We start from the raw sequence: 25,290 nt of genomic DNA on the forward strand, positions 1-25,290 counted from the left end.
AAGAGTTTGTGAATGCCTACCCGGCCCGCCTCCCACAGCCCCGCCCCTACTGGCACTCCGGCGCGAACCGTTCCACGGCGCACTACTCGTGCGCTTGGTTCCCTCGCCGGCCTGATAGCGCTCGGGCTGCTCGTCGCCGGCTGCACCGCGTCCGGCTCGACCAAATCGGTCGGTGAGCCCAAAAGTGGCGGCACGCTCACCTACGCCTCGGGCGACGCCGAACCGAGCTGCCTCGACCCGCACGTTGGCGGAAACTTTCCCCAGGCGTTGGTTAGCGCCCAGTACCTTGAGTCGCTCGTCTCCCGCAACAGCAATGGCCAGATCATCCCCTGGCTGGCCGAGTCCTGGGTTCCGAGCGCCGACGGCCTGACCTGGGAATTCACCCTGCGCGACGACGTGACCTTCACCGACGGCACGGTTTTCGACGCGAGCGCGGTGCAGGCCAACATCGCTCATCTGCAAGACCCGACGACGCTGTCCTCGACCGGATATCTCGCCCTCGGTAAGGTCACCGGCACCGAGGCGGTCTCCCCCACCGTCGTGCGCTTCACCCTCAGCGAACCCGACAGCGCCCTGCTGGAATCGCTGTCCCAGCCGTGGCTCGCCATCGAATCGCCGGCGGCGCTCGAACGCAGCCAGGACGAGAACTGCGCCGCCCCGGTCGGCACCGGCCCGTTTATCGTGGAGAGCTGGGTGAAGCAGGACGCCATCACCCTGGTACGCAACGATGACTACGTGTCCCCGCCAGCGGATGCCGACCATTCCGGTCCCGCCTACCTCGACACGGTTATCTGGCGGTTCATTCCCGATTCCGCTTCGCGGTATGCGGCCTTGCAGTCCGGCGAGGTCGACGTGATCGACAACGCTCAGCCCGACACGATCGTGCAGGCCGAGCAGAGCGATTCACTCGAAGAGCTCGATTCCCCGCGTCCCGGCTCGTCCAACCGCATCGAACTGAACTCGGGTCAGGCTCCCTTCGACGATGTGCGCGTTCGGGAGGCGTTCATCCGATCGGCGAACGTCGACGACGCCGTGTCGAGCCTGTTCCAAGGCACGGCGACCCGCTCATACTCGGCACTGTCGAGCGTCGAGCCGACCGCCGTCTCGAACGCCGCCCTGTTCGCCTATGACCCGGCCGCTGCCGGCACCCTGCTCGATGAAGCCGGCTGGGACGAAACTGATGCCGACGGTTACCGCATCAAAGACGGCGTTCGTCTGACGGTGGAGTTTCCGGTGAGTACCAACCAGTCCATTCCCGCGGAGCAGAGCGTATTCGAGCAGATTCAGGCCACGGCGAAGGCCACCGGTTTCGAGGTAAAACTGAGCCCGATGGACCTTTCCAGCTGGTACGCCGCTCTCGCCAGCAACGACTATGACGCGGTCAGCGCGCCGTACACCAAGGTCGGCCCCGACGTACTGCGCATTCTGTACCACTCCGACAGCATCGTGCCGGCACCGAGCGGCTATTTCGCCAATCTCGCCCAGGTCAATGACCCCGCGATCGACGAGCTGCTCACGACTGCTGCGAGCACGGCGGATGCCACAGAACGCGCGGCACTCTATTCCGATGCTCAAGACCGCATTCTGGAGGGCTTCTACATTCTGCCGCTGTACGACCAGCAGAACCACTTTCTGCTGCGCAGCGACGTGATAGGCCTGCGTACATTGCCGACCGTGGCCGTTCCCACGCTGTACGACGCGTGGCTGAACCGGTAGCGCCGGCCGGTCGCCCCGGACCGGGCCGGGTTCTCCCCGACCGGGACAGCGCCAGCGCGCGCGCTCGATTCCCCGCTGCGCTCGAGATAATGGCCGTTGTGCTCCCCCGACTTGCAGCCCGACTGGCCGGAGCGGTCTTCGTGCTGTGGATGGTGGCCACCATTACCTTCTTTGCGGTGCGCCTCATTCCGGGTGACCCGGCCCAAGCCGTTCTGGGGGGTCCGGGATCGCAAGCCTCGCCGGAGGCGCTTGCTGCCGTGAGCGTCGAGTATGGTTTCGACCAACCGGTGATCGTGCAGTATTTCGCTCAGCTGGGCCGGCTCATGACCGGCGACCTCGGGCGGTCGTATGCACTCAACATAGATGTCGGACCGCTCGTGCTCAGCCAGCTCGGCGGCACCCTGCTGCTGGCCGTTCTTGCCCTCGTCCTGGCCTGGTTACTCGCCCTCGCCGTCGCCACCTGGTCGACCCGCGGTGGCAAAGTCGCCGCCCGGGTAGGGTCGAGCCTTGAAATCGTCGCGGCCGCGCTGCCACACTTCTGGCTCGCGACCTCGTTGATCGTCGTGTTCAGCATCGGGCTCGGCGTGCTACCGCCCATCAGCACCGGCGACATCGCCGGGCTCGTATTGCCGGTTCTCACCCTGGCCGTTCCGCTGGCCGGATTTCTCGGACAGATCATGCGCGAATCGCTCCTGGTCGCGCTGGAGAGCCCCTTCGTACTCTCGGCTCGCGCCCGCGGTGAGAGTGAGCGTGGTGTGCGCTGGGTGCACGCGCTGCGCCACGCCTCGCTGCCAGCGATCAGCCTCTCCGGATGGGCGTTCGGTTCCCTGATCAGCGGCGCGGTCGTCGTCGAGACCATTTTCGCCCGCCCCGGCCTCGGCCGCACCCTGCTCACTGCCGTGACCCTGCGGGACATTCCGGTGGTGATCGGCGTGGTCATGATCGTCGCGGTCGCCTATATTCTGATGACACTGCTCACGGATGCTGCCAGTCGCCTCGTTGATCCGCGATTGCGTCTCTCGTGAGCGACCTCGAAGTGCAGGCTGGCCTCGCGGCCCAATCCCGCCAGTCTGGCCCGTCGCGGCGTCTCGGGGTTGCCGAGGCAACGGCTGGCGTTCTCGCCCTGCTGCTGGTGGCATCAGCGGTGGTGCCACAGTTGTTGGCGCCGGGCGACCCCCTCGCGATCGACCCGCTCTCGGCGTTCCAGCCGCCGAACTTCGCGCACGGGTTCGGCACCGACGAATCGGGCCGCGACATCTACACCAGAGTCGTGCACGGCACTCAGTATTCACTCGTGATCGGGGCTGCCGCTACCGCTATCGGATTGGGGCTCGGCATCGTGCTGGGCACCCTGGCTGGCATGCTTGGCCGTGTCATCGATTTCACCGTCAATCGGTTTCTTGAGGTACTTTTCGCTTTTCCGGGGTTGCTCCTGGCGCTTTTGTTCATTGTCATCTTCGGCCCCGGCGTGGTCACCGCGACGATCGCTGTTGGACTGTCGACAGCGCCCGGGTATGCGCGCATCATTAGGGCCCAGCTGATTACCGTGCGATCACAAGCGTTCGTCGAGGCGGCGACCGTGCTCGGCCGCACTCGGTGGCAGATTTTGCTGCGCCACATTTTGCCCAACACCCTCGCCCCCCTGTTCGTTCTGGCAACCCTCGGCATCGGCCAGGCCATTGTCTGGGCGGCAACGCTGAGCTACCTCGGGCTCGGCGCCGAACCGCCGACCGCGGAGTGGGGCGCCATGCTCTCGGCCGGGCGCACTTACATCACCTCGGCCTGGTGGATGAGCTTCTTTCCGGGCCTGTTCATCGTGCTGACCGCCGTGACCGCCACGGTACTCGGCCGCAGCATCGACCGGCGGATGAGGCACGTATGAATGGGCCGGCACTCAAAAGTGACAATGCTGCCGCGTTGACCGTGCGCAATCTGCGGGTTGGTTTCGGCTTGGCCGAACCGGTTGTTCGCGGTGTGTCGTTCGCCGTCGCCCCGGGTGAGTGCCTCGCCATCGTCGGCGAATCCGGATCGGGCAAGAGCGTGACCGCCCGCAGCCTGCTCGGTCTGGCCGGTACGAATTCCCGGGTCAGTGCCGACCGGCTCGAGTTCAGCGGGCAGAACGTCTTGGGGCTGACCGATCGCGCATGGCAGACCCGACGAGGCAAGGACGTCGGCCTGGTATTGCAGGATGCCCTGGTCTCGCTCGATCCGCTGAGGCCGATCGGCCGAGAGATCGCTGATTCGCTGCGGCTGCACACCACTCTTGGTGCTGCGGGCCGGGCACGGCGGGTGCTCGAGCTGCTCGACGCGGTCGGACTGCCGCACCCCGAATTGCAGGTGCGCAAGCTCTCGGGGCAGCTATCCGGCGGCGAACGTCAACGCGCTTTGATTGCGGCGGCAATTGCGTTGAACCCACCGCTGCTGATCGCCGACGAACCGACGACGGCGCTCGACGTTACCGTCCAGGCGCAGATTCTGGCACTGCTTGAACAGATCACCGGTGCCGGAACCGCCGTGCTTCTGATCAGCCATGACCTGGCCGTGGTGAGTCGGGTCGCACACCGGGTCGCCGTCATGTACGACGGACAGCTCGTGGAAACCGGCCCCACAGCACAGGTTCTCGGTTCGCCCCAGCACGAGCAGAGCCGGCGAATGGTCGCCGCGATACCGGCGGACAAACCACGCGGCACGCGACTGAGCCCGTCCGCCAGGCCCGACGCACCGCGCACACCGAGCATTCCCGACACACCGAGCACTCCCGACACACCGAGCTCTCTCAGCACCTCGAGCTCTCTCAGCACCTCGACCAATTTCCGCGCTGGGGTTTCGCTCGAGAGCACCGTCGTGCTCGAAGCCATCGGGCTGTCGAAAAGTTTTCGACGCCCCGATGGCACCAGTCAGCTCGCCGTCGACGACGTCTCGTTCGCGTTGCACCACGGCAGCACCCTCGGCATCGTCGGCGAATCCGGCTCCGGCAAAACCACGGTAGCGCGTCTTCTGCTCGCGTTGCTGGCGCCAGAGCACGGTGAAGTTCGGGTCTTCGGCGAGCCGTGGAGCGCGGCCAGCGAAAAAACCCGGCGCGGGCTGCGGGCATCCGTTGGGGCGATCTACCAGGACGCCCTCGGCTCGTTCGATCCGCGCTGGAGTGTCGCCGAAATCCTCACCGACGCCCTGAACCTGCGGCACGAGCGCGGCGCACCGCACACGACGACGCGCCTCACCAGCCTGCTCGACGAGGTCGGCCTCGCGCCAACAGTGCTGCCCCGACGCCCGCTCGAACTATCCGGCGGGCAGAGACAGCGGGTTGGTATCGCCCGGGCGCTAGCCGGTCGACCCGAGATTCTCATCTGTGATGAACCCGTCTCCTCACTCGACGTGACCGTTCAGGCCCAAGTGCTCGATCTGCTTGACGACGTGCAGCGAGAGCGGGGGCTCAGCCTCATTTTCATCTCGCACGATCTCGGTGTCGTGCAACACATCAGTGATCAGATCGCGGTCATGCGTGACGGGCGCATCGTAGAAATCGGCCCGGCGGAGCGCGTCTTTGCCGCGCCACAGCATCCATACTCGGCGCAGTTACTCGCCGCAGTGCCCCGCCGACCCGTGTGAAAAGAGCACATTCGCGCTGGGGAGGAAGGCCCCTGTTCGGGGGAAAAGAGCCGATCGGGTAGATTGAATGGGCACACTCGGGCACCTCACCATTCACACGGTGCCGAATACACCGAACCGGAGAGTTATGACCCACGCCGACCGCGTCCCCGAAAAGCCTGCGCTCGAAGGGCTCGAAACCAAGTGGGAGTCCCGCTGGGAAACTGACGGCACCTACCGATTTGCACGAGCGAACGCTACCCGCGAGACGATCTACTCGATCGACACTCCCCCGCCGACCGCATCTGGTTCACTGCACATCGGCCACGTTTTCTCGTACACCCACACCGATGTCGTTGCCCGTTTTCAGCGGATGCGCGGCAAGAACGTGTTCTACCCGATGGGCTGGGACGACAACGGTCTGCCCACCGAACGCCGAGTGCAGAACTTCTACGGCGTGCGCTGCGACCCCTCGCTCGGCTACACCGAGAACTTTGTCCCACCGTTCGAAGGTGGAGACGGCAAGAGCTCCAAGGCCGCCGACCAGCTGCCGATCAGCCGCCGCAACTTCATCGAACTGTGCGAAACCCTCACCAAAGAAGATGAGAAGCAGTTCGAAGCCCTCTGGCGCACCCTCGGCCTGAGTGTCGACTGGACCCAGACTTACCGCACCATCGGCCAGGAGGCGCTGTTCACCTCGCAGCTCGCTTTTCTTGGCAATGTCGAACGCGGCGAGGCGTACCAGGCGATGGCGCCGACCCTCTGGGACGTCACTTTTCGCACCGCCGTGGCCCAGGCTGAACTCGAAGACAAGGATATGCCCGCCGCGTATCACCGGGTGTCGTTTCTCAAGCCTGACGGCAGCACGATCGAGATCGAAACCACCCGCCCCGAACTTCTCCCGGCATGCGTCGCCCTCGTCGCGCATCCCGATGACGAACGCTACAAGCATCTGTTCGGCACTACCGTGACGACGCCGGTGTTCGGTGTCGAGGTTCCCGTGCTCGCGCACCACCTCGCCCAGAAAGACAAGGGTTCAGGAATCGCCATGATCTGCACCTTCGGCGATGTGACCGACGTGGTCTGGTGGCGCGAACTCGACCTACCCAACCGCGCCATCATGGGTTTCGATGGTCGCATCATCGCTGAAGCCCCGGAGGCGATCACCTCCGTCGTCGGCCGCGACGCGTATGCGCAGCTTGCCGGCAAGACCGTGTTCGGCGCGAAGGCCGCCGTGGTCGAGCTTTTGAAAGCCAGCGGCGACCTGATCGGCGAGCCGAAGCCGATCGTGCACGCGGTCAAGTTCTTCGAAAAGGGTGACAAGCCGCTGGAGATCGTTTCGACTCGCCAGTGGTACATCCGCAACGGTGCCCGCGACGAAAAACTACGCGCGCGACTGCTCGAGCACGGTACCGAGCTGGCGTGGCACCCTGAATTCATGAAGGTGCGCTACGAGAATTGGGTGAATGGTCTCACCGGCGACTGGCTCATCTCCCGCCAGCGCTTCTTCGGCGTGCCTCTGCCCGTTTGGTACCCGCTCGATACCGACGCCAACCCGGTGTTCGACCAGCCGATTGTCGCCACGCGCGACCTGCTTCCGGTTGATCCCTCCTCGGATGCCGCGCCCGGCTACACCGAGAACCAGCGCGGCGAGGCCGGCGGTTTCGTAGGCGAAGTCGACGTCATGGACACCTGGGCCACGTCCTCGCTCACTCCGCAACTTGCCGGTGGCTGGGAGCGAGACCCGGAACTGTTCCAGCTGGTCTTCCCTTACTCGCTGCGCCCGCAGGGCCAGGACATCATTCGCACCTGGTTGTTCTCCACCGTGCTGCGCGCCGAGCAGCAACACGGTGTGTCGCCGTGGCAGCATGCCGCGCTCAGCGGCTTCATCGTCGACCCCGACCGCAAGAAAATGTCGAAGTCGAAGGGCAACGTTGTCACCCCGGCCGATATGCTCGAAAAGCATGGATCCGACGCGGTGCGCTACTGGGCGGCATCCTCGCGCCTGGGCACCGACGCGGCCTTCGACCCACAGAACCCGACGCAGATCAAGATCGGCCGTCGCCTCGCCATCAAGATTCTCAACGCGAGCAAGTTCGTCTCCATGTCGCAGGGCAGCATTACGGCCCCGATCACCGAACCAGTCGACCAGAGCATGCTCGCCGGCCTCACCGCGGTCGTCGCCCAAGCCACGACCGCGTTTGAGAACTACGATCACGCGCGTGCACTGGAGACCACGGAAAGCTTCTTCTGGACCTTCTGCGACGACTACCTCGAACTGGTGAAGGAACGTGCTTACGGCGATCCTGGGCCCGGTCAGGCTTCCGCCGTTGCCGCGCTGCGCACTGCACTGGCTACACTGCTGCGCCTGTTCGCGCCGTTCGTTCCGTTCGCGACCGAAGAAGCCTGGTCCTGGACGAACGACGGCTCGGTGCACACCGCGCCGTGGCCGGTCGCAGCCGATCTGCTCGGCAGTGACGAGGTTGCCACCGGCAATATCGCTCTGCTCGATCTGGCCAGCCGCGCTTTGACGGGAATCCGTCGTGCCAAAACGGATGCGAAGGCGTCGCAAAAGTCCGAGGTGGATTCCGCAGTAATATGCGGTGCTCCCGCCGAGATCGCCCTGCTCACCCTGGCCGCTGCTGATCTCAAAGCTGTTGGTCGCATTCACAATCTGACCTTTGTCGGCGGCAGCGAACTCGCTGTGACCGACATCGTGTTCGCCACCGTGTTGGAAAGTTAGGAAACCAGATGTCAGTGACCGTGCGCCCACTGGGCGACAAGGACTTTTTTGCCTGGCTGGGCCTGTTTGAAGGCTACAGCGCGTTCTACGAAAGAGAACTGACCGATCAGAAAGCCCTGCAGGTGTGGAGCTGGATTATCGACGCGAACAACGCCCTTGTTGGTGCCGTGGCGGTCAACGACGATGGTGACTTTGTCGGCTTTGCCCACTATCGCACCGTTCCGCGCACCCTGAGCGGCGACTTGGCGCTGTTCCTGGACGATCTCTATGTGGCCGAGGACGCACGCAAGAATGGCGTCGGCTCCCTTTTGATGGAATTCACCAAGACCTATGCCCGCCTGCACACGCTGGCGCAGATTCAGCTCGTGACCGCCGCCGACAACGCAACCGCGCAAGTGCTCTACGACCAGCTCGGAACGCGTACCGACTGGGTCACCTACGAGATCGACGTCTAGATCATGCAGTTAGGAACCCGATGGGCCCTGGGCGGCACTCTGCCGGCGGGGCTGCCGCACGTTGTTGAGATCGCCGTGCGATCGGTCGAAGATGACGTCACGGCGCTGGCCGTCGACAGCAGCACCTGGCACTGGACCCTGACCTGGCTGGAGTCCAAACCGGTGGTCGAACTCGACGATGGCACCATTGTCCGATTCAACCCGGTCGACGACAGCGCAACCATCACGCAGCCGTCCACCAACGTCGACGACGATGACGAGGAATGGCTTTAGGGTCTCACGTGTAGCTGCGCGATGATACGCCTGCTAGCCTTTTGTGTATCACCTGAGTGATACACAAAAGGCGGCATGCATGTTGTTTCTCATCTATTTCCTGCTCGTTTTCCTGGTGGTCGGAATTGTTCGGGTGGGCAGCCGAAAAAGCCTGGCCCGTCTCGTCGTGACGGTTCCCGAGATTGGCACGGTGACCGCGCGCAGGTTCGCGCGCTCGATCATGCTTCGCAACGTCGGCACCCTCGCGGCCGTCGCAGTCGCGCTCTGGGCGCTCGACCGGGTCCACCAGGCGCAACCGGGCTGGTACGGTTTGCCGCTGATGCTGGCCCCCGGAGTCGCTGCGGCAATCGGCCTGCTGGTCTTCGCACTGATGCCCACTCGCATCGTGACCGACCGGCCCACACGCCGCTCTGCCGACCTGGTGCCGCGCCGAGTGTGGACGTACGGACCGGCCTGGGGATTTCTGCTGCCGCTTTGTGCTGCAGTCGCCGTGGTCGCCTTCGCGATCATCGCCGGCTTGACCGCAAGCGCGCCGCCTGACGGCGCTTTTCGTTCGATCACCATCGGCTCACGCACAGCGGGCCCCTACCCGGGCTGGTATTACGGTGTGCCGTTGATCGGCTTGACCGTGCTGCTCGCCGCGGCGACACTGTTCGCACTGGGTCGACTCGCCTCGGCAGCGCGCTCAGAACAATTCGACGAGCTCGATCGGGCCGTACGAGTTCTGGCCACGCGCGTAGTCATGCAGCTCAGTTCTGGAGCACTGTTTCTCTACTCCGGCGCTGTGTTGCTCGTCGCCGGCTGGGCCACGAGAAACGCTGCAATCACCTTCCTGCCCGGCGGGACTACCTCCGCTGTGCAGCCAGCCGCCGCCTTCGGTCTCACCGAGCTGGTCGCCGGGCTGGTCGTCGCTCTACTCGGAGGGGTTCTGGTCAGCCTCTCGATCCTGGATGCCACCACGCAGCCACTCGGCCGCGTTTATCCGGCACGCGCCTCGACAGCGAATGCGGCATCCACTCAGCACTCATGAACCGTGGCACATGATCACCATCGACGAAGACCAGGCCACACCGCCGTTTGAGCAGATTCGGTCCCAGTTGGCGGATCAGATCCGGGCCGGATCGCTCGTGGCGGACCAGCGCCTGCCCTCGATGCGCCAGCTCGCGACCGATCTGCGGATAGCGACGGGCACCGTCGCGCGTGCTTATGCCGCGTTGGAGGCGGCGGGGCTCATCTCGACCAGTCGGGGCAGCGGCACCAGGGTGCGCGCCGGTCAGGGCATCGACGACGAGTCTCGTGCGAGTGCGCGACTCTTCGCGCAGGCCCTACATCGACGGGGAGTCAGTCTCGACGATGCGCTCAGCGCCGTGCGCGCCGAGTGGCCTGCAGCAGTAACTCGTAACTCGGGCGGGTGAGCTGCTCGATGTCCGACATCGGCGTCATTACTTCTTCGCGCCGTCGGCCCCAAGGACCGTGTTGGCTAGTGTGGACGCATGGCTTCCACCGCGAACAACCCTTTTTTCACGCGCAGCACGCTGCCCCACCAGCTGCCGCCCTTCGCGTCTATTACCGACGAACACTATCGGCCGGCCTTTCTGCAGGGCATGACCGAGCAGCTCGCCGAAGTCAGCGCCATCACCGGCACAGCGGATGCCCCGAGTTTCGACAACACGCTCGTCGCCCTCGAGCGCAGCGGACAAATGCTCGCCCGGGTCTCCGCGGCCTTCTTCAACAAGAGCTCGTCCGACTCCACCGACTTCACGAACGACCTCGAAGAAGAACTCGCGCCGCTTCTGGCCGCCCACGCTGACGCCATCCGGCTCGATCCCGCTCTCTACGCGCGTCTCGAAACGGTGCACGAGCAGCGCTCCAGCCTCACACTCGACGCCGAGTCACTGTACCTCATCGACCGCTATTTCACCGAGTTCACGCTGGCCGGCGCCGGCTTGAGTGACGATGACAAGCAGTCACTGCGTGATGTCAACTCGCGGCTGTCGACCCTCACCACCCGCTTCGAAAAGAACCTGCTGGCCGACACCAACGCGCTCGCCCTCGTCATTGACGACGTGGCCGAACTCGACGGACTCACGGATGGCGAGATCTCGGCGGCGGCCGAGGCCGCTCGGGAACGCCAGCTCGACGGCAAATACCTGATCAACCTCGTGCTCCCTACCTCGCACCCCTACCTCGCGAGCCTCACCGACCGGGGGGTGCGCGAACGCTTGCTCGCGGCAAGCCGAGCCCGCGGCATCCGCTCCGATGCAACGGGAGCGGCCAACGACAACAGGCCTCTCGTGATCGAGATCACGCACCTGCGCGCCCAGCGCGCCCGCCTGCTCGGGTTTGACAGTCACGCCGCCTACGTGACCGCCGATGAAACCGCCAAGACACCCGGTGCCGTATGGGATTTGCTCGGGCGTCTCGCACCGGCTGCTGCCCGCAATGCCCGCGTCGAACAGGCCGACCTGCAGGCCGTGGTCGATGCCGAGGGCGGCGGTTTCGAGCTGGCTGCCTGGGACTGGGCGTTCTACACCGAAAAGGTGCGGCAGGAAAAGTACGACGTGGACACCGCGGCCATGCGCCCCTACTTCGAGCTCGAAAGCGTACTGGCCAATGGGGTCTTCTACGCGGCCAACCAGCTCTACGGGCTGACCTTCACGGCGAGGCCCGAACTGGTCGGCTGGCACCCCGAAGCGCGCGTCTTCGAGGTCACCACTGAAGAGGGCTCTGCGCTCGGTCTGTACATCGGCGACTTCTACACCCGCGATTCCAAGCGCGGCGGGGCCTGGATGAACGCCCTGGTCTCGCAGTCAGCGCTGCTCGGAACCGATACGACCGTGGTCTGCAATAACCTCAACGTGTCGAAACCTGCTGCCGGGCAGCCGACTCTCCTCACCTACGACCAGGTCACCACGCTGTTCCACGAATTCGGTCATGCCTTGCACGGGCTTCTGGCCCGCGCTACCTTTCCCAAGTTCTCCGGCACCAACGTCTATCGGGACTTTGTGGAATTCCCCAGTCAGGTTAATGAGATGTGGATGCTCTGGCCCGAAATACTTTCCAACTACGCCCGTCACTACCAGACCGGTGAGGCGATGCCGCAGCAACTGGTGGACCGCATCCAAGCATCGTCGGCTTTCAACGAGGGCTTCCTGACCAGCGAGTATCTCGCCGCTGCACTCCTCGAGCAGGCCTGGCACCGCATTGACGCCGACACGATCGTCGCTGACGTTTTCCGGTTCGAAGCGGATACCCTCGCTTCTGTTGGACTGGACAATCCGGCTGTTCCCCCCCGCTACGCGAGCACCTACTTCGCGCACACATTCTCGGGAGGATACGACGCCGGGTACTACTCCTACATCTGGAGCGAGGTACTCGACGCCGACACCGTGGAATGGTTTAGGGAGAATGGCGGCCTGACTCGCGCCAACGGCGATCGTTTTCGTGATCGCCTGCTCGGAGTCAGCGGCACTCAGGATCCGCTCGAGGCCTACCGGCATTGGCGCGGCCGCGACGCCGATCTGCAGCCGCTGCTCGACCGACGTGGCCTTAACGAGGATGCAGGGGGCTCGTAAGCAGTAAGCTGATGCACTTTCCGCGCGGCGCAGCCACGTCTCCGAGACTCGTCCCCCTGCCCCCGACACCTCGCGATTGCGGACGGTGGGACGCGACGCTCGGTAATCCCCCAACATTGGGGGGTGCGCAGCGCGTTGGCTTGTCGTACGGTCCTTGCCCATGGACATTACGACAGATGCAATTCCGGGCAGGAGTCGACGGCGGCTTTTCTGGATCGCCGCCATCGGTTTCACACTCATGCTTGTGGTCGGATTCGTCGCGCACTACCTGCGCGCCAACCTCGACAGCACGACCCCGGGGTGGGACGCGCTCAGCGCCCTGGCGAGCCTGATCTATGCTGACGGTGAAGCGAACCTGTGGGCCTGGGCGTCAGGGCTGCTCTTAGCCACCATTGCGCTCTCCCTCGCCACTATCGGGTTCGCTGTTCGAAATGAGAGAGCAAGTAGCGTGCCCTATTTTTTACTCGCTGCCGTAGCCGTCGTGCTCTCGGCCGACGAAATCGCCCAGCTTCATGAAAAGCTCGCGCGCTTCGATCTCGGCAGCCGATTTACGTACGCTTGGCTAACGGCCGGTGTGCCGTTGGCCGTTATTGCCGGCCTGATCGTTCTCTGGATCGCCAAGAGAATCAATCGACATCTCCGTCGCCGTCTCATCGTCGCTGGCATCATATTCTTACTCGGCGCTGTCGGTTTCGAGGCCATCGGCGGCATCGTGGTCGGCGGACAAGCCAACGATCTCGCGCGCGCCAGCTTGCCGTACCACATAATGGTCGCTCTCGAAGAGGGACTCGAAGTGACGGGCGCTTTCCTCGCGCTGGCCGCAGCGTTGTCCGCGTTGACCATTGAACGCACGACGGCCGGAATCTTGATTCGCACTTCATTCGCCCCCACCGGCGACACGGCCACTGAGCGTACGCTCGCATCTCCGTGAGCGCAGGACCTCCGCGGTCCACATCCACCTACGCCGATTTTACGTCGCGGGACTTGTGCAGCACCATCTCAGCGGGCGCGTTGTTCAACACCGTGTCGCGCGTGATGATGACGCGGTCCACGTCGGTGCTCGACGGCACCTCGAACATGACCGGGCCGAGTACCTCTTCGAGGATGGCTCGCAAGCCTCGGGCCCCGGTCTTTCGGAGCACGGCGAGGTCGGCAATGGCTTCGAGCGCGGGCTGCTCAAACTCGAGCTCGACCCCGTCGAGCTCGAACATGCGCTGGTACTGTCGCACGAGCGCGTTCTTGGGCACGGTCAGAATCTGCATGAGGGCCACTTGATCAAGCTGCGTGACCGTCGTGACGACGGGCAGACGCCCGATGAATTCGGGAATCAGCCCGAATTTGTGCAGGTCTTCGGGCAAAACCTCACTGAACAGGTTGATGTCGTCGCCCTTGACGTGCAGGGGAGCTCCGAAACCGATGCCCTTCTTGCCGGCGCGAGACGAGATGATGTCTTCGAGCCCGGCGAAAGCGCCGGCCACGATGAACAGCACGTTCGTGGTGTCGATCTGAATGAATTCCTGATGCGGATGCTTGCGCCCACCCTGCGGGGGAACCGAGGCGATCGTGCCCTCGAGAATTTTCAGGAGCGCCTGCTGCACGCCCTCGCCCGAAACATCGCGGGTGATCGACGGGTTTTCGGCCTTGCGGGCGATCTTGTCGATCTCATCGATGTAGATAATGCCCGTCTCGGCCCGTTTGACGTCGTAGTCTGCGGCTTGGATGAGCTTGAGCAAAATGTTCTCGACGTCTTCGCCGACGTAGCCGGCCTCGGTGAGGGCCGTCGCATCCGCTACGGCGAAGGGAACGTTGAGGCGCTTGGCAAGGGTTTGGGCGAGATAGGTCTTGCCGCAACCGGTCGGGCCGATGAGCAGAATGTTGGACTTGGCGATCTCGACGTCGTCGTGGATAGCCTCAGCGGCGGTGAGTGTAGCCCGGGACCGGACACGCTTGTAATGGTTGTAAACGGCAACGGCGAGGGCACGTTTGGCAGGTTCCTGGCCAATGACGTATTCCTCAAGGAAGCCGAAGATTTCTTTGGGCTTGGGGAGGTCAAACTCGCCGGTCGTGTCTTCAGAGCCAGCTTCAGCCAGGCGCTCTTCGATGATCTCGTTGCACAACTCGACGCATTCATCACAGATGTACACGCCAGGGCCGGCGATGAGCTGTTGCACCTGCTTCTGGCTCTTTCCGCAGAAGGAACACTTGAGCAGGTCGGCACTTTCACCGATTCGGGCCATGTCAGCCTCCTCCATTGGTCTCGCTGCAATTTAGCCTAGTCCGTGCATCCGACAGTTAGGTGCAGCACGCAATAAACCGAAACGGCGCGCCGCCCGTAGGCGACGCGCCGGTCAGGCCGGTTCAGGCCACAGGCTATTTGACGAGCATTGGAAGGTTCTTCCGGCTGGTCAGAACCTGGTCGATGAGGCCGTATTCGAGGGCCTCTGCTGCGCTCATGATCTTGTCGCGGTCGATGTCCTTATTGACCTGCGTCACGCTCCGGTTGGAGTGGTGGGCGAGGGTCTCTTCGAGCCAGACGCGCATGCGCAAAATCTCAGCCGCCTGAATCTCGATATCCGAGGCCTGGCCGCCGCCCTGGCCGCCAACCGAGGGCTGGTGAATGAGGATGCGCGCGTTCGGCAGAGCGAGACGCTTGCCCGCGGTACCGCCGGCCAGAAGCACGGCCGCAGCGGATGCCGCCTGCCCGAGGCAGACCGTCATCACGTGCGGTCGAATGTACTGCATGGTGTCGTAAATCGCCGTCATGGCGGTGAACGATCCACCGGGTGAGTTGATGTACATGGTGATGTCGCGGTCCGGGTCCTGGCTTTCAAGCACGAGGAGCTGGGCCATCACGTCATCGGCCGAAGCATCGTCAACCTGCACGCCGAGAAAGATGATGCGGTCTTCGAACAGCTTCGCGTAGGGGTCCTGGCGCTTGTACCCGTAGGCGGTGCGCTCTTCGAAGGTGGGAAGGATATAGCGGGATTCGGGCGAATTCTTGGTTGAGCCGCCCATTGAGCTGTAGGCCGTTCCACCGAATGTGGGGATAGTCATGATTTCTTCCTGTTCAGTTTCGGCGGACTACTTGGTGGCGTCGGCGTCGGGATCGGTGCCGCCGCCGCCGATGACATCCGAAGCGGATGCGCGGAGGTGGTCGACGAAACCGTACTCGAGGGCTTCCTGAGCGCTGAACCAGTTGTCGCGGTCACCGTCAGCGTTGATCTGCTCGGGGGTCTTGCCGGTCTGCACGGCTGTGATCTCCGACAGTCGCTGCTTCATATCGAGGATGAGGCGTGCCTGGGTCTGGATATCGGCCGCCGTGCCACCGAATCCGCCGGACGGCTGGTGCAGAAGCACGCGAGCGTTCGGAGTGATGTACCGCTTACCCTTGGTGCCCGAGGTGAGCAGGAACTGGCCCATCGAGGCCGCCATTCCGATGCCGACCGTGACGATGTCATTGGGCACGAACTGCATCGTGTCGTAGATCGCCATACCGGCGGTAATCGAACCACCGGGAGAATTGATGTAGAGGTAGATGTCGCGCTTTGAGTCCTCGGCTGCCAGAAGCAGAATCTTGGCGCAAATCTCGTTGGCATTTTCATCACGGACCTCTGAGCCGAGCCAGATGATGCGGTCCTTCAGCAGTCGGTCAAATACACCGTTAGTGGGTGTCGGGTCGGCCATGTCGTGCTCCGTTTCAGTTGTCGCTTCTCAATGAATCTATCGGAGCGCGCGGCGGAAAACGGCTGTGTTCGCCCTCGGCAGATTACCGGGCGCACGCCCAGGCTCCCACAGCATGCAAAAGGCCGACTGGAGTGAATCCGGCCGGCCCATGCACGCGCTTAGGGAGTATTGCTACGCACGCTACTTCTTAGCAGCGGCTTTCTTCTTCTTCGGCTTCTCGTCGACCTCTGCGTCAGCCTCAGCAACGGGTGCAGCGTCAACGGGTGCAGCGTCAACGGCCGCCTCAGCTGCATCCTCTTCACCAGCACCCTCTTCGTCGACCGGGCCCGTGAACTCGCTCAGGTCGACTGGCTTGCCGTTGGAGTCAACGACCTCAGCCCGACCCAGGGCAATGGCGAGGGCCTTGTTACGGGCAACCTCGGCAACCATCGACGGAATCTGGCCGTTGGTGTTGAGCGTCTGCACGAACTCGCTCGGGTCCATGCCGTACTGGGTTGCACCCTGGATGAGGTACTGGGTGAGCTCGTCCTGGCTGACCTTGACCTGCTCAGCTTCGGCGATCGTGTCGAGCAGGATCTGCTGACGGAACGTCTTCTCGCTGGCTTCGGTGACCTCGGCGCGGTGCGTGTCGTCTTCGAGGCGGCTTTCGCCCTCGAGGTGACGGTTCACCTCGTCGAGGATGATCGCGGCGGGGATCGGAACCTCGACCGAGCCGAGGAGCGTCTCGATGAGGCGCTCGCGGGCCTGGCTGCCCTGACCGAAGGCCTTGGACTTCTCCACCTGAACCTTGAGGCTCTCGGTCAGCTCGGCCATGGTGTCGAACTCGCTCGAGATCTGAGCGAAGTCGTCGTTCGCCTCGGGAAGCTCGCGCTCCTTCACGGCGATCACGGTGATGGTGATCTCAGCCGTCTCACCCGCGTGGTCCCCACCCATGAGGTCGGAGTTGAAAGTCGTGGTCTCGCCGGCGCTGAGCGAGTCGAGCGCTTCGTCGATACCGTCTATGAGGTCGCCGGAGCCGAGCTCGTAGGAGATGCCACTGGCGGTGTCGACCTCTTCGCCGTCGATTGCGGCGTTCAAGTCGATCTGAGCGAAGTCACCGGTTTTGGCGGGACGGTCGACGGTGATGAGCGTACCGAACCGGCTACGCAGCTTGTCGAGTTCTTCGGCAACTTCTTCGTCGGATACCGCGACGGCATCAACGGTGAGCTTGAGGCCGGCGTAGCTGGGCAGGTCGATCTCGGGGCGTACGTCAACCTCGATAGCGAGGAGCAGGTCACCGGAGAAGTCGGTGTTGCTCGGCCATTCGACGATGTCGGCCTCTGGACGACCCAGGGGGCGCAGCTTGTTCTCTTCGACGGCCGCACGGTAGAAACCGTCGAGACCCTCGTTGACGGCGTGTTCCAGGACAGCGGCCTTGCCGACGCGCTGGTCGATGATGGCCGGCGGGATCTTGCCTTTACGAAAACCGGGGATGTTGATGTCCTCGGCGATGTGGCCGTAGGCGTGGGTGATGGCTGGCTTCAGCTCGTCGGGGCTCACCGTGATGGTGAGCTTGGCGCGCGTGGGGCTCAGTTTTTCGACCGTGGACTTCACTCGAGACTCTCCTGTGTATTGAAACGGTGTGCTGCGGATAATGTCGGGGCGACAGGAATTGAACCTGCGACTTCTCGCCCCCAAAACGAGCGCTCTACCAAGCTGAGCTACGCCCCGGATCTACGTCGACCCATCGATACTGCTTTGTTGGGGAACCAATCTGTTGGCGCAGGCGAAAGCTCACGACAGGCGGATTGACCTCGTCCAGTCTAATGCACGCCGTTCGAGCGGATGCGCCCGCACTGGCAAACGCCCCCCGCTTTCCTGTACTACGATGTTCGAGTGCTCAAATTTTGAGCCTGGGGACGTAGCTCAATGGTAGAGCCTGAGTTTTCCAAACTTATGACGCGGGTTCGATTCCCGTCGTCCCCTCCACAGAGTGAATATGCACCCAGCGAAAGCCGTCAGCCCGTAGCTGGCGGCTTTCGTCGGTTAGTCGGATATCCGACGCTAGTGGCCATGGGCCTCCGAGATCACGCGCGGCCCGCTGCCAACGGCCCGGTTTACTTTCGGCACGCTCGCGTCGTGAGCCGTCGGCGGCGTACCGGCCTGCTCACCGGGTTCCACCACGACGAACTGGCCCATCATTCCGGCATCTTCGTGGGCAAGCATGTGGCAGTGGAACATATACGGAAACTCCGGATCGGTATATTCCGCGAACTGCATGATGAGTTCGTAGCGCACGCCCGGCTCGAGATAGATCGTGTCCTTCCAGCCGGAAAGTTCGGGTGGCGGCGATTTCGTCCCCACCCGCAGTACCTGAAACTGCATGGCGTGCACGTGAAAGTTGTGTGGCAACGGCATGGCATTATCGACGGTCCACACCTCGGTGGCACCGGCCTCGACGGTCTCGTCGATGCGTGTCATGTCCATGAGCCGGTTGTTGATCGTGTAGCCGTTGAGGGTGAACGAGCGGTCGACGGAGGCATCCGCTTTCTGGAGTGGCTCGATGTTCGCCAAGGTCGTCGATACGGCGCCGATGCTGCCGAGAGTGTCGGCCGCGCGCAACTCCAGCACGTCGAGCGTGTCATCACCGGCGTTGCGGGTCGCCGCTCGGGCCGAGGTGCCGAGGTTGGGTGGGGTGGACTGCAGTTTCACAGTCTCACCCGGGATCACTGTCACGAGGATCTCGGCGCGCTCCCCCGGTGACAAGCGGATGCCGTCCATCGGTGCCGCCGCAGGGAGCAGTCCCCCATCGGTTCCGATCACGTCAAAAGACCGGCCGTCGCTGAACCCGAAGTCGTACACGCGCGCCGACGATCCGTTGACCAGGCGCAAGCGCACCACCTCGGTCGTCACGTCGAAGTACGGCGCAAGGGTGCCGTTGACCAACAGCTCATCGCCGATCGGACCGATGTAACCGCGGACGTCGCTGATGAATCGGCCCTGAGCGTCGAAGCGGCGATCCTGCACCACAACGGGTATGTCATCGACCCCGTAGCCGCGGGGCAGGTTGAGTGCGGCCTCCTCGTCGTCCTGGATCACGAACAGGCCGGCCAGGCCCATTTCCACCTGATGCTCGGTTGTGCCGTCGGGATGCGGGTGGTACCAGAGGGTTGCGGCGGGCTGGTCGATCGTGAAGTTCGGGCTCCACTTTGCGCCCGGCTCGACCATCTGGTGCGGGCCGCCGTCCATTTTTGCGGGCAGGTTCATGCCGTGCCAGTGCACGCTCGTAGCTTCCTGCAGGTTGTTGGAGACATTGATGCGCACGTTTTCGCCGCGCTCGGCGACGAGGGTCGGACCGAGGTAGCTGCCGTTGTAGCCCCAGGTATTGGTAGTGATGCCCGGCACGAACTCGCTCGTTCCCTCTTGGGCGGTGAGGTCGAAGACTCGCTCACCCGCGGCATTCACGGTCGATTCGGCCAGCGGCGGGATCGCGAGCGGATTGACGAAGTCGATGCTGCCGACGGTGTCGATGACGCCGGCGCCGTTGTCACTCGAGCAGGCGGTCAGTGCGACGGTGAGTACGACCGCTCCGACAATGGCGCCGCTGACGACGGTTGCAACACGCCGGCGCGGCCGGGCAAATCGACGATGGATCATGACTTTATTTTCGCAGCATGCCCGACACCCGAGTACCACGCGTGCTGTCCCCTCACGGGGTGGCAGGAGCGGTTACGCCTGACAGCGCGGGCACCAGTACAGTTTGCGGGCCGCCATTTCTTCGAGCACAATGTGCGTACCGCAGACTCGGCAGGGCAGGCCTTCGCGTTTGTAGACCCAGTGCCGATGGGCCCGACTCCTCATGGCGCGCCGGTACCCGGTGCCCTCGAGCTTGTCCATGGTCATCATCTGGCCAGTGGCAACACCTATATGCAAGAGGTGTGCCCAGTCCTGCCACAGCGCGCGCACGGTTTCGTCACTGAGTGACTTGGCGGGAGTGTGCGGGTTGAGACCGGCACGAAAGAGTATTTCGGCACGATAGACGTTGCCGATTCCGCTGACCACGCTCTGGTCCATCAACAGCCGGCCGATCGGCGTGGGTTTTTTTCGCACGACAGAAACGAAGCGTTCCTCGGCCGCGGGGGTGTTGTCCAGTTCCGGATCGGGTCCGAGCCTGGCGATCACAGCGTCGACCTGAGCCGGGTCGAGCACCTCACACGCCGTCGGTCCACGCAGGTCGGCGCACACCGTGTCGGTGAGCAGCCGCACCCGTACCTGGCCGACCGGTTCGGGGGGAAAGATATCGACGGGCTCGATCTCCTTTTCCTGCTCGGACATACGCACCCGCGTGCGCCGCGGCGCCCCGATACTGAAGATCGAATTTTCACCATCGGCGTCAAAGGTCGCGGCCTCGGCTCCCACCGCGACCTTGGTGCCGTGCTGGTTGGTCTGGCCCATCCGGCCGTTGGCCGACGCCATCGTGGCATCCATGAGAACCTCGCCGCTGAAATCCCAGGCGCCATACAATCCCAAGTGGATGCGTAACCACAATCCGTGATCAAACTCCAGAAACATCTGCTTGCCCACGGCGCGAGCATCTGTGACCGAATGTCCGCTGAGCTGGGTGGCGCCAGTCGCGAACCGGCCCTGCGGCGAGCTGACTGTTACGCGGTGGCCGATGAAATTGCGCTGAAACTGGCGGGTGATGCGATGAACGGAGTGACCCTCTGGCACCTCAGTTCACCTGCCGTCGACGTTTTTCCCGGCGATGGTCCCGGTTCGCTCATACTCGCCGAGCTGACGGATGCGCCGCGTGTGCCGTTCCTCGTCACTGAACGGCTCGGCAACAAAGGCATCGATAAAGCTCGTGGCCGCCGCGATCGTGTGTTCCCTGGCCCCGATTGAAATGACGTTGGCATCGTTGTGCTCACGAGCGAGCCGGGCCGTGCTGAGATTCCAGACGAGGGCTGCTCGGGCTCCGGACACCTTGTTGGCGGCGATCTGTTCGCCATTGCCGGAACCGCCGAATACGACCCCGAGCGCTTCGATGCCGGACTCGCGGTCGTCGACGGTTGCCTGCGCGGCGTTGATGCAGAACGCCGGGTAGTCGTCGAGGGCGTCATAGGTCTGGGGGCCGTGGTCGATGACCTCGTGACCGGCCGCACTCAGGTGCGTGATCAGGTGGTGGCTGAGGTCGAGACCGGCATGGTCCGTGGCGATGTGGATGCGCATGTGATCAGTCTATTTAGTGCTGGCCACTGGGGTGAAAATTGGTTCGCGGGTACGGCTGCGCTTGAGCTCGAAGAACCCGTCGTAACTCGCAAGCGCCACGACGCCGTCCCACAGGGCCAGTGCGGCGTCCCCCATGGGTGCCGGTGAGATGACTGGGCCGAAGAACGCTACACCGTTGACCGCAATAACCGGGGTTCCGACGTCCTGTCCGACCCGATTGATGCCGTCGAAGTGGCTCGCGCGCATTTGGCGGTCATACTCCTCACTGTCGGCGAAGGCCGCGAAGCTGGCGGGCAGTCCCACCTCGGCGAGCGCTGCGGGAATGACCTCGTCGGGATTGTTGCTACCGCCCGGGTGAATCTGGGTGCCGAGCGCGTCGTACAGCGCCTTGATCATCGGCTGGCCGTGAAGTTCGGCAGCGGCGGCGACGAGTCGGGTGTACTTGAGCGCCCGCGGAAAGAACGCCGCATAGTCCGCGCTCACGTCCTGGTCTTCGTTGAGTACGGCGAGGCTCATCACGTGCCAGGTCACGTCGAGATTGCGCAGCCGCGCAACCTCGTCCACCCAGCGCGAAGTCATCCAGGCCCAGGGGCACGAGGGGTCAAACCAGAAATCTACGGAATCAGTCATACCTCCAGCCTAGGCAGAACTTGCGGAGTCTTCCCCAACAACGAGATTTGCTCTTTAGGCAATGCCCCCCTTCGGGGGTATTCTTATGCAACTGAAAAAATCTGCACGACGCAGTACAGCCTTGACTTCGCAGCACAATATCTCCACGGGAGAAATTTCATGCCCACTGACCGAGGTACTTCCAACCCGAATTTCGACGCCACAAACGCCTCGACCGGGAGGAAAAAGCCCGCGAAAACTTTGCGCCGCCGACGCATCGCCGTATCCGACGTGAATGTTGTCGACAAACCCATCATGAAGCGTGCCCTCGGTGGCACCATCGTGGGAAACACCATGGAGTGGTACGACGTCGGTATCTTCGGTTACCTCATCACCACGATGGGTCCGGTCTTTCTGCCGGAGGCGGACGCATCCGTTCAAACCCTGTTCCTGCTCGGAACCTTCGCCGCTACCTTTTTCGCCCGCCCACTCGGCGGCGTGTTCTTCGGCTGGCTGGGTGACCGCATCGGTCGGCAGAAGGTGCTCGCCACGACGCTGAGTCTGATGGCCGCCTCGACCTTTGCCGTGGGCATTCTTCCCGGTTACGCCCAGATCGGCGTCTGGGCGGCGGTTCTGCTGGTGTTCGTCAAGCTCGTACAGGGGTTTTCCACCGGTGGTGAGTACGCGGGGGCGACAACCTTCGTCAGCGAGCACGCGCCCGACACACAACGCGGTTACTTCGCGAGTTTTCTCGATATGGGTAGTTACCTCGGTTTCGCCATCGGTGCCTCACTCGTCTCGGTACTCCAGCTCACGCTTGGGCAGTCGGTCATGGAGGATTGGGGCTGGCGGGTTCCGTTTCTCATCGCCGGGCCGCTCGGCCTGGTCGCAATCTACTTCCGGTTGAAGATCGACGAGTCGCCCGCTTTCCAGGCCACTCTCGACGCCCAGGAGGAAGCGCAGAAGAATCCCATCGGCGCCACGGCGGATACCCCTAAGAACCCGATCGCCATTTTCAAGGCATACTGGCGCAACATCATCATCGCGATGATCCTCGTCGCCGCCGCGAATACGGTGGGCTACGCCCTCACCTCGTACATGCCCACCTATCTCACCGAGAACAAGGGCTACGACGAATTGCACGGCACGGCGTTGACGATTCCTATTCTCGTCGTCATGGCCCTGTGTATCCCGCTGGCCGGTCGTCTGTCCGACCGCATCGGGCGCCGACCGGTGCTGTGGATCGGAGCGATCAGCACGGTCGTACTGGCCTACCCGGCGTTTTTGCTGATCGGTATCGGCGACGTCTGGTCGACTCTGCTCGGCCTGGCATTCATCGCGTTCCCGGTCACGTTTTACGTCTCCAACCTCGCCTCCGCCCTGCCTGCCTTGTTTCCGACGGCGAGCAGGTACGGTGCCATGGGTATTTCGTACAACTTCGCCGTCGCCATATTCGGCGGGACCACACCATTCATCATCGCGGCGCTCATTGTGGGCACCGGCAATGACATGATGCCGGCGTTCTACCTGATGGGCACGTCGTTCATCGGTGCGATCGCCATCTTCTTCTTGCGGGAATCGGCCAACCGTCATCTTCCTGGCTCCATGCCGAGCGTGAACAGCGAAGAGGAAGCGCATGAACTCGTCAAAACGCAAGATGACAATCCCCTGCTCGATACCGACCAGATGCCGTTTGACCACACCTTCGAGCCGCCGACCAGCGCCATTCCGGCTCAGGAATCGACGAAGGTGTAGTGCTTCCCGGTATCTGTTCGCCGGGCCCAGTCGATGATCAGGTGGACGCGCAATAGGCTTTCCGTGTGGGCGCCGTCGTTTCGCTGACACAGATGCTCCCAGTCGGTCCGCGTAGAATCTTCTAATGACTTCTGCGCCCACTACCGCCGCCGAGTCGGCAGCACCGGCCGCCGAGTTCGCCGGAATCGATCCACACGATCTCGCCGTTACCCTGCGCGTGCTCGCCTCCTTGACCGACATCGACCCGGACAGCCCCGACTTCGTCACTGTGCGCCAGGCCACTGCCAAGATGTTCAAGTCGGTCAAGATGGTGCGTCGCATCGAGAAACGCGCGGTTATCGCCGACGCCGATCGCAGCGTCATCGCGGCCACTGCCACCGGCGCGCCCACCCGCATCGACGACGAGACCCGAGGCGCCCAGCTTTCCCTCGGTACCAGCGCGGCGACCGCCGGTGAGCTGCTTGTTGCGCGCGCGTGCTATATCTGCAAGCAGAAGTACACCGTGGTCGACGCGTTCTACCACCAGCTCTGCCCGAGCTGCGCCCTCTCCAGCCACGCCAAGCGTGACGCGCGCACCGACCTCACCGGCAAACGCGCACTGCTCACCGGCGGCCGCGCCAAGATCGGCATGTACATCGCACTCCGTCTGCTGCGCGACGGTGCCCACACCACCGTCACGACCCGGTTTCCGCGCGACGCCGTTCGCCGCTTCGCCGCCATGCCCGACTCCAAGGACTGGCTGCACCGCCTGCGCATCGTCGGAATCGATCTGCGCGACCCGGCCCAGGTGATCGCCCTGGCTGATTCCGTCGCGGCCCAGGGCCCGCTCGACATTCTCATCAACAATGCAGCGCAGACCGTGCGACGCTCGCGCGGCTCGTACTCCCCCCTGGTCGAGGCCGAGGATGCTCCGCTGCCCGACGGTCCCCTGCCCGAGATCGTGTCGTTCGGACACACCAATGATGCGCATCCGCTCGCCCTGGCTGCGTCGGTCTCCGGGCATCCGCTGCTCGCGGCGGCGTCCGGTGCCGGCGCGCTCACAGCGGATGACCTCACCCGGCTGGCTCTCGCCGCCGGGTCTTCGTCACTGGAGCGTCTCGCCGCCGGCACCGCCATCGACGCCGGCGGGCTTGTTCCCGACCTGCACGACGCGAACAGTTGGACGGCCAACGTCGAAGACGTCGATCCGCTCGAGATGCTCGAAGTTCAGCTGTGTAACACGACCGCACCATTTTTGCTGGTGAGCCGTCTGCGGGCCTCGCTGACGGCATCCGCTGCGCGTCGTACCTACATCGTGAACGTGTCGGCGATGGAGGGCGTTTTCGGTCGCGGTTACAAGGGCCCCGGCCACCCGCACACCAATATGGCCAAGGCAGCGCTGAACATGCTCACGCGTACGAGCGCCAAGGAAATGCTCGATGATGGCATTCTTATGACGAGCGTCGACACCGGTTGGATCACCGACGAACGGCCACACCCGACCAAGGTGCGCCTGGCCGAGGAGGGCTTTCACGCGCCGCTCGACCTGGTTGACGGCGCAGCCCGGGTCTACGACCCGATCGTGCGCGGCGAGGCCGGCGAAGACCTCTACGGCGTCTTTCTGAAGGATTACAAGCCCGGCGCCTGGTAGTACCGGGCCGTCGACTACTGGAGTGCGCCTCAGGCGGCCACATAGTTGGACCAG

At 63.6% G+C, this 25,290-nt stretch carries 21 protein-coding genes and 2 tRNA genes; 14 read left to right on the forward strand and 9 right to left on the reverse strand.

The annotated features are described in order from the left end of the window. Nucleotides 1-12 precede the first annotated feature (12 nt). The 11 genes from CXY74_RS03220 to CXY74_RS03270 all read left to right on the forward strand — a co-directional run bounded on the left by CXY74_RS03220 (nucleotide 13) and on the right by CXY74_RS03270 (nucleotide 13,281). Nucleotides 13-1,716 carry an ABC transporter substrate-binding protein gene (locus CXY74_RS03220; protein ID WP_104199099.1) on the forward strand — a complete coding sequence of 568 codons (1,704 nt, stop codon included), beginning with the start codon at nucleotides 13-15 and terminating at the stop codon, nucleotides 1,714-1,716. A gap of 89 nt (nucleotides 1,717-1,805) precedes the next feature. Then, a complete protein-coding gene (locus CXY74_RS03225; RefSeq protein ID WP_104199100.1) occupies nucleotides 1,806-2,741 on the forward strand; it encodes an ABC transporter permease in 936 nt (311 codons plus the stop codon). Beyond that, the gene (locus CXY74_RS03230) at nucleotides 2,738-3,598 is read left to right on the forward strand and encodes an ABC transporter permease (protein WP_104199101.1); all 861 of its coding nucleotides are present in this window, start codon (nucleotides 2,738-2,740) and stop codon (nucleotides 3,596-3,598) included. The genes CXY74_RS03225 and CXY74_RS03230 overlap by 4 nt, the downstream gene beginning before the upstream one ends. Continuing rightward, a complete protein-coding gene (locus CXY74_RS03235; RefSeq protein ID WP_104199102.1) occupies nucleotides 3,595-5,325 on the forward strand; it encodes an ABC transporter ATP-binding protein in 1,731 nt (576 codons plus the stop codon). The genes CXY74_RS03230 and CXY74_RS03235 overlap by 4 nt, the downstream gene beginning before the upstream one ends. Before the next feature lie 127 nt (nucleotides 5,326-5,452). Next, nucleotides 5,453-8,047: a valine--tRNA ligase gene (valS, locus tag CXY74_RS03240; protein WP_104199103.1), complete on the forward strand. Its 2,595-nt coding sequence runs from the start codon at nucleotides 5,453-5,455 to the stop codon at nucleotides 8,045-8,047. A gap of 8 nt (nucleotides 8,048-8,055) precedes the next feature. After that, nucleotides 8,056-8,502: a GNAT family N-acetyltransferase gene (locus CXY74_RS03245; protein WP_104199104.1), complete on the forward strand. Its 447-nt coding sequence runs from the start codon at nucleotides 8,056-8,058 to the stop codon at nucleotides 8,500-8,502. 3 nt (nucleotides 8,503-8,505) lie between these two features. Continuing rightward, nucleotides 8,506-8,775 (forward strand): hypothetical protein, encoded by a 270-nt coding sequence (locus CXY74_RS03250; RefSeq protein WP_104199105.1) that lies wholly within the window; start codon nucleotides 8,506-8,508, stop codon nucleotides 8,773-8,775. 79 nt (nucleotides 8,776-8,854) lie between these two features. Next, nucleotides 8,855-9,805: a hypothetical protein gene (locus CXY74_RS03255; RefSeq protein WP_104199106.1), complete on the forward strand. Its 951-nt coding sequence runs from the start codon at nucleotides 8,855-8,857 to the stop codon at nucleotides 9,803-9,805. 10 nt (nucleotides 9,806-9,815) lie between these two features. Further along, nucleotides 9,816-10,190, forward strand: a complete 375-nt coding sequence (locus tag CXY74_RS03260; protein WP_104199107.1) for a GntR family transcriptional regulator — start codon at nucleotides 9,816-9,818, stop codon at nucleotides 10,188-10,190. 78 nt (nucleotides 10,191-10,268) lie between these two features. Then, nucleotides 10,269-12,350: a M3 family metallopeptidase gene (locus tag CXY74_RS03265; RefSeq protein WP_104199108.1), complete on the forward strand. Its 2,082-nt coding sequence runs from the start codon at nucleotides 10,269-10,271 to the stop codon at nucleotides 12,348-12,350. Nucleotides 12,351-12,510: 160 nt separating this feature from the next. After that, entirely contained in the window at nucleotides 12,511-13,281 is a 771-nt protein-coding gene (locus CXY74_RS03270; protein WP_104199109.1) for a hypothetical protein, read from the forward strand. A 28-nt stretch (nucleotides 13,282-13,309) separates the two neighbouring features. On the opposite strand, the gene clpX is transcribed toward CXY74_RS03270, so the two are convergent. The 5 genes from clpX to CXY74_RS03295 form a co-directional block, all read right to left on the reverse strand. Beyond that, nucleotides 13,310-14,587, reverse strand: a complete 1,278-nt coding sequence (gene clpX, locus CXY74_RS03275) for an ATP-dependent Clp protease ATP-binding subunit ClpX (protein ID WP_104128947.1) — start codon at nucleotides 14,585-14,587, stop codon at nucleotides 13,310-13,312. 133 nt (nucleotides 14,588-14,720) lie between these two features. Next, on the reverse strand, nucleotides 14,721-15,404 hold the full coding sequence (locus CXY74_RS03280; protein WP_104197833.1) for an ATP-dependent Clp protease proteolytic subunit: 684 nt from the start codon (nucleotides 15,402-15,404) through the stop codon (nucleotides 14,721-14,723). Nucleotides 15,405-15,431: 27 nt separating this feature from the next. Next, nucleotides 15,432-16,034, reverse strand: a complete 603-nt coding sequence (locus CXY74_RS03285) for an ATP-dependent Clp protease proteolytic subunit (protein WP_104199110.1) — start codon at nucleotides 16,032-16,034, stop codon at nucleotides 15,432-15,434. Between the two features lie 180 nt (nucleotides 16,035-16,214). Then, on the reverse strand, nucleotides 16,215-17,627 hold the full coding sequence (tig, locus tag CXY74_RS03290; protein WP_158252288.1) for a trigger factor: 1,413 nt from the start codon (nucleotides 17,625-17,627) through the stop codon (nucleotides 16,215-16,217). Between the two features lie 43 nt (nucleotides 17,628-17,670). Further along, nucleotides 17,671-17,744, reverse strand: a tRNA-Pro gene (locus tag CXY74_RS03295). Between the two features lie 184 nt (nucleotides 17,745-17,928). Here CXY74_RS03295 and CXY74_RS03300 point away from each other — a divergent pair. Beyond that, nucleotides 17,929-18,002 (forward strand) — tRNA-Gly (locus CXY74_RS03300). A 75-nt stretch (nucleotides 18,003-18,077) separates the two neighbouring features. Here CXY74_RS03300 and CXY74_RS03305 read toward each other — a convergent pair. The 4 genes from CXY74_RS03305 to CXY74_RS03320 form a co-directional block, all read right to left on the reverse strand. Further along, nucleotides 18,078-19,670: a multicopper oxidase family protein gene (locus CXY74_RS03305; protein ID WP_104199112.1), complete on the reverse strand. Its 1,593-nt coding sequence runs from the start codon at nucleotides 19,668-19,670 to the stop codon at nucleotides 18,078-18,080. A gap of 72 nt (nucleotides 19,671-19,742) precedes the next feature. Next, complete coding sequence (locus tag CXY74_RS03310) at nucleotides 19,743-20,744, reverse strand: Fpg/Nei family DNA glycosylase (protein WP_104199113.1); 1,002 nt, start codon at nucleotides 20,742-20,744, stop codon at nucleotides 19,743-19,745. 6 nt (nucleotides 20,745-20,750) lie between these two features. Beyond that, nucleotides 20,751-21,242, reverse strand: coding sequence for a ribose-5-phosphate isomerase (locus tag CXY74_RS03315; RefSeq protein ID WP_104199114.1), 492 nt, complete (start codon nucleotides 21,240-21,242; stop codon nucleotides 20,751-20,753). A 9-nt stretch (nucleotides 21,243-21,251) separates the two neighbouring features. Continuing rightward, nucleotides 21,252-21,872 (reverse strand): DsbA family protein, encoded by a 621-nt coding sequence (locus CXY74_RS03320; RefSeq protein WP_104199115.1) that lies wholly within the window; start codon nucleotides 21,870-21,872, stop codon nucleotides 21,252-21,254. 159 nt (nucleotides 21,873-22,031) lie between these two features. Here CXY74_RS03320 and CXY74_RS03325 point away from each other — a divergent pair, with 159 nt between their 5' ends. Next, on the forward strand, nucleotides 22,032-23,606 hold the full coding sequence (locus CXY74_RS03325; protein WP_104199116.1) for an MFS transporter: 1,575 nt from the start codon (nucleotides 22,032-22,034) through the stop codon (nucleotides 23,604-23,606). Between the two features lie 124 nt (nucleotides 23,607-23,730). Continuing rightward, nucleotides 23,731-25,236, forward strand: a complete 1,506-nt coding sequence (locus CXY74_RS03330) for an SDR family oxidoreductase (protein WP_104199117.1) — start codon at nucleotides 23,731-23,733, stop codon at nucleotides 25,234-25,236. The last annotated feature ends 54 nt before the right edge of the window (nucleotides 25,237-25,290 follow it).

The organism is Cryobacterium sp. Y29, assembly GCF_002929825.1.
In the GTDB taxonomy this organism is placed as follows: Bacteria; Actinomycetota; Actinomycetes; order Actinomycetales; family Microbacteriaceae; genus Cryobacterium.

Coding starts and splice junctions, on each gene's coding strand:
- CXY74_RS03250 (WP_104199105.1), top strand. CDS start 8,506: ATGCAGTTAGGAACCCGATGGGCCCTGGGCGGCACTCTGCCGGCGGGG.
- valS (WP_104199103.1), top strand. CDS start 5,453: ATGACCCACGCCGACCGCGTCCCCGAAAAGCCTGCGCTCGAAGGGCTC.
- CXY74_RS03265 (WP_104199108.1), top strand. CDS start 10,269: ATGGCTTCCACCGCGAACAACCCTTTTTTCACGCGCAGCACGCTGCCC.
- CXY74_RS03305 (WP_104199112.1), bottom strand. CDS start 19,670: ATGATCCATCGTCGATTTGCCCGGCCGCGCCGGCGTGTTGCAACCGTC.
- CXY74_RS03235 (WP_104199102.1), top strand. CDS start 3,595: ATGAATGGGCCGGCACTCAAAAGTGACAATGCTGCCGCGTTGACCGTG.
- CXY74_RS03325 (WP_104199116.1), top strand. CDS start 22,032: ATGCCCACTGACCGAGGTACTTCCAACCCGAATTTCGACGCCACAAAC.
- CXY74_RS03280 (WP_104197833.1), bottom strand. CDS start 15,404: ATGACTATCCCCACATTCGGTGGAACGGCCTACAGCTCAATGGGCGGC.
- CXY74_RS03330 (WP_104199117.1), top strand. CDS start 23,731: ATGACTTCTGCGCCCACTACCGCCGCCGAGTCGGCAGCACCGGCCGCC.
- CXY74_RS03225 (WP_104199100.1), top strand. CDS start 1,806: ATGGCCGTTGTGCTCCCCCGACTTGCAGCCCGACTGGCCGGAGCGGTC.
- CXY74_RS03245 (WP_104199104.1), top strand. CDS start 8,056: ATGTCAGTGACCGTGCGCCCACTGGGCGACAAGGACTTTTTTGCCTGG.
- CXY74_RS03260 (WP_104199107.1), top strand. CDS start 9,816: ATGATCACCATCGACGAAGACCAGGCCACACCGCCGTTTGAGCAGATT.
- CXY74_RS03285 (WP_104199110.1), bottom strand. CDS start 16,034: ATGGCCGACCCGACACCCACTAACGGTGTATTTGACCGACTGCTGAAG.
- CXY74_RS03315 (WP_104199114.1), bottom strand. CDS start 21,242: ATGCGCATCCACATCGCCACGGACCATGCCGGTCTCGACCTCAGCCAC.
- clpX (WP_104128947.1), bottom strand. CDS start 14,587: ATGGCCCGAATCGGTGAAAGTGCCGACCTGCTCAAGTGTTCCTTCTGC.
- CXY74_RS03320 (WP_104199115.1), bottom strand. CDS start 21,872: ATGACTGATTCCGTAGATTTCTGGTTTGACCCCTCGTGCCCCTGGGCC.
- CXY74_RS03270 (WP_104199109.1), top strand. CDS start 12,511: ATGGACATTACGACAGATGCAATTCCGGGCAGGAGTCGACGGCGGCTT.
- CXY74_RS03255 (WP_104199106.1), top strand. CDS start 8,855: ATGTTGTTTCTCATCTATTTCCTGCTCGTTTTCCTGGTGGTCGGAATT.
- CXY74_RS03220 (WP_104199099.1), top strand. CDS start 13: ATGCCTACCCGGCCCGCCTCCCACAGCCCCGCCCCTACTGGCACTCCG.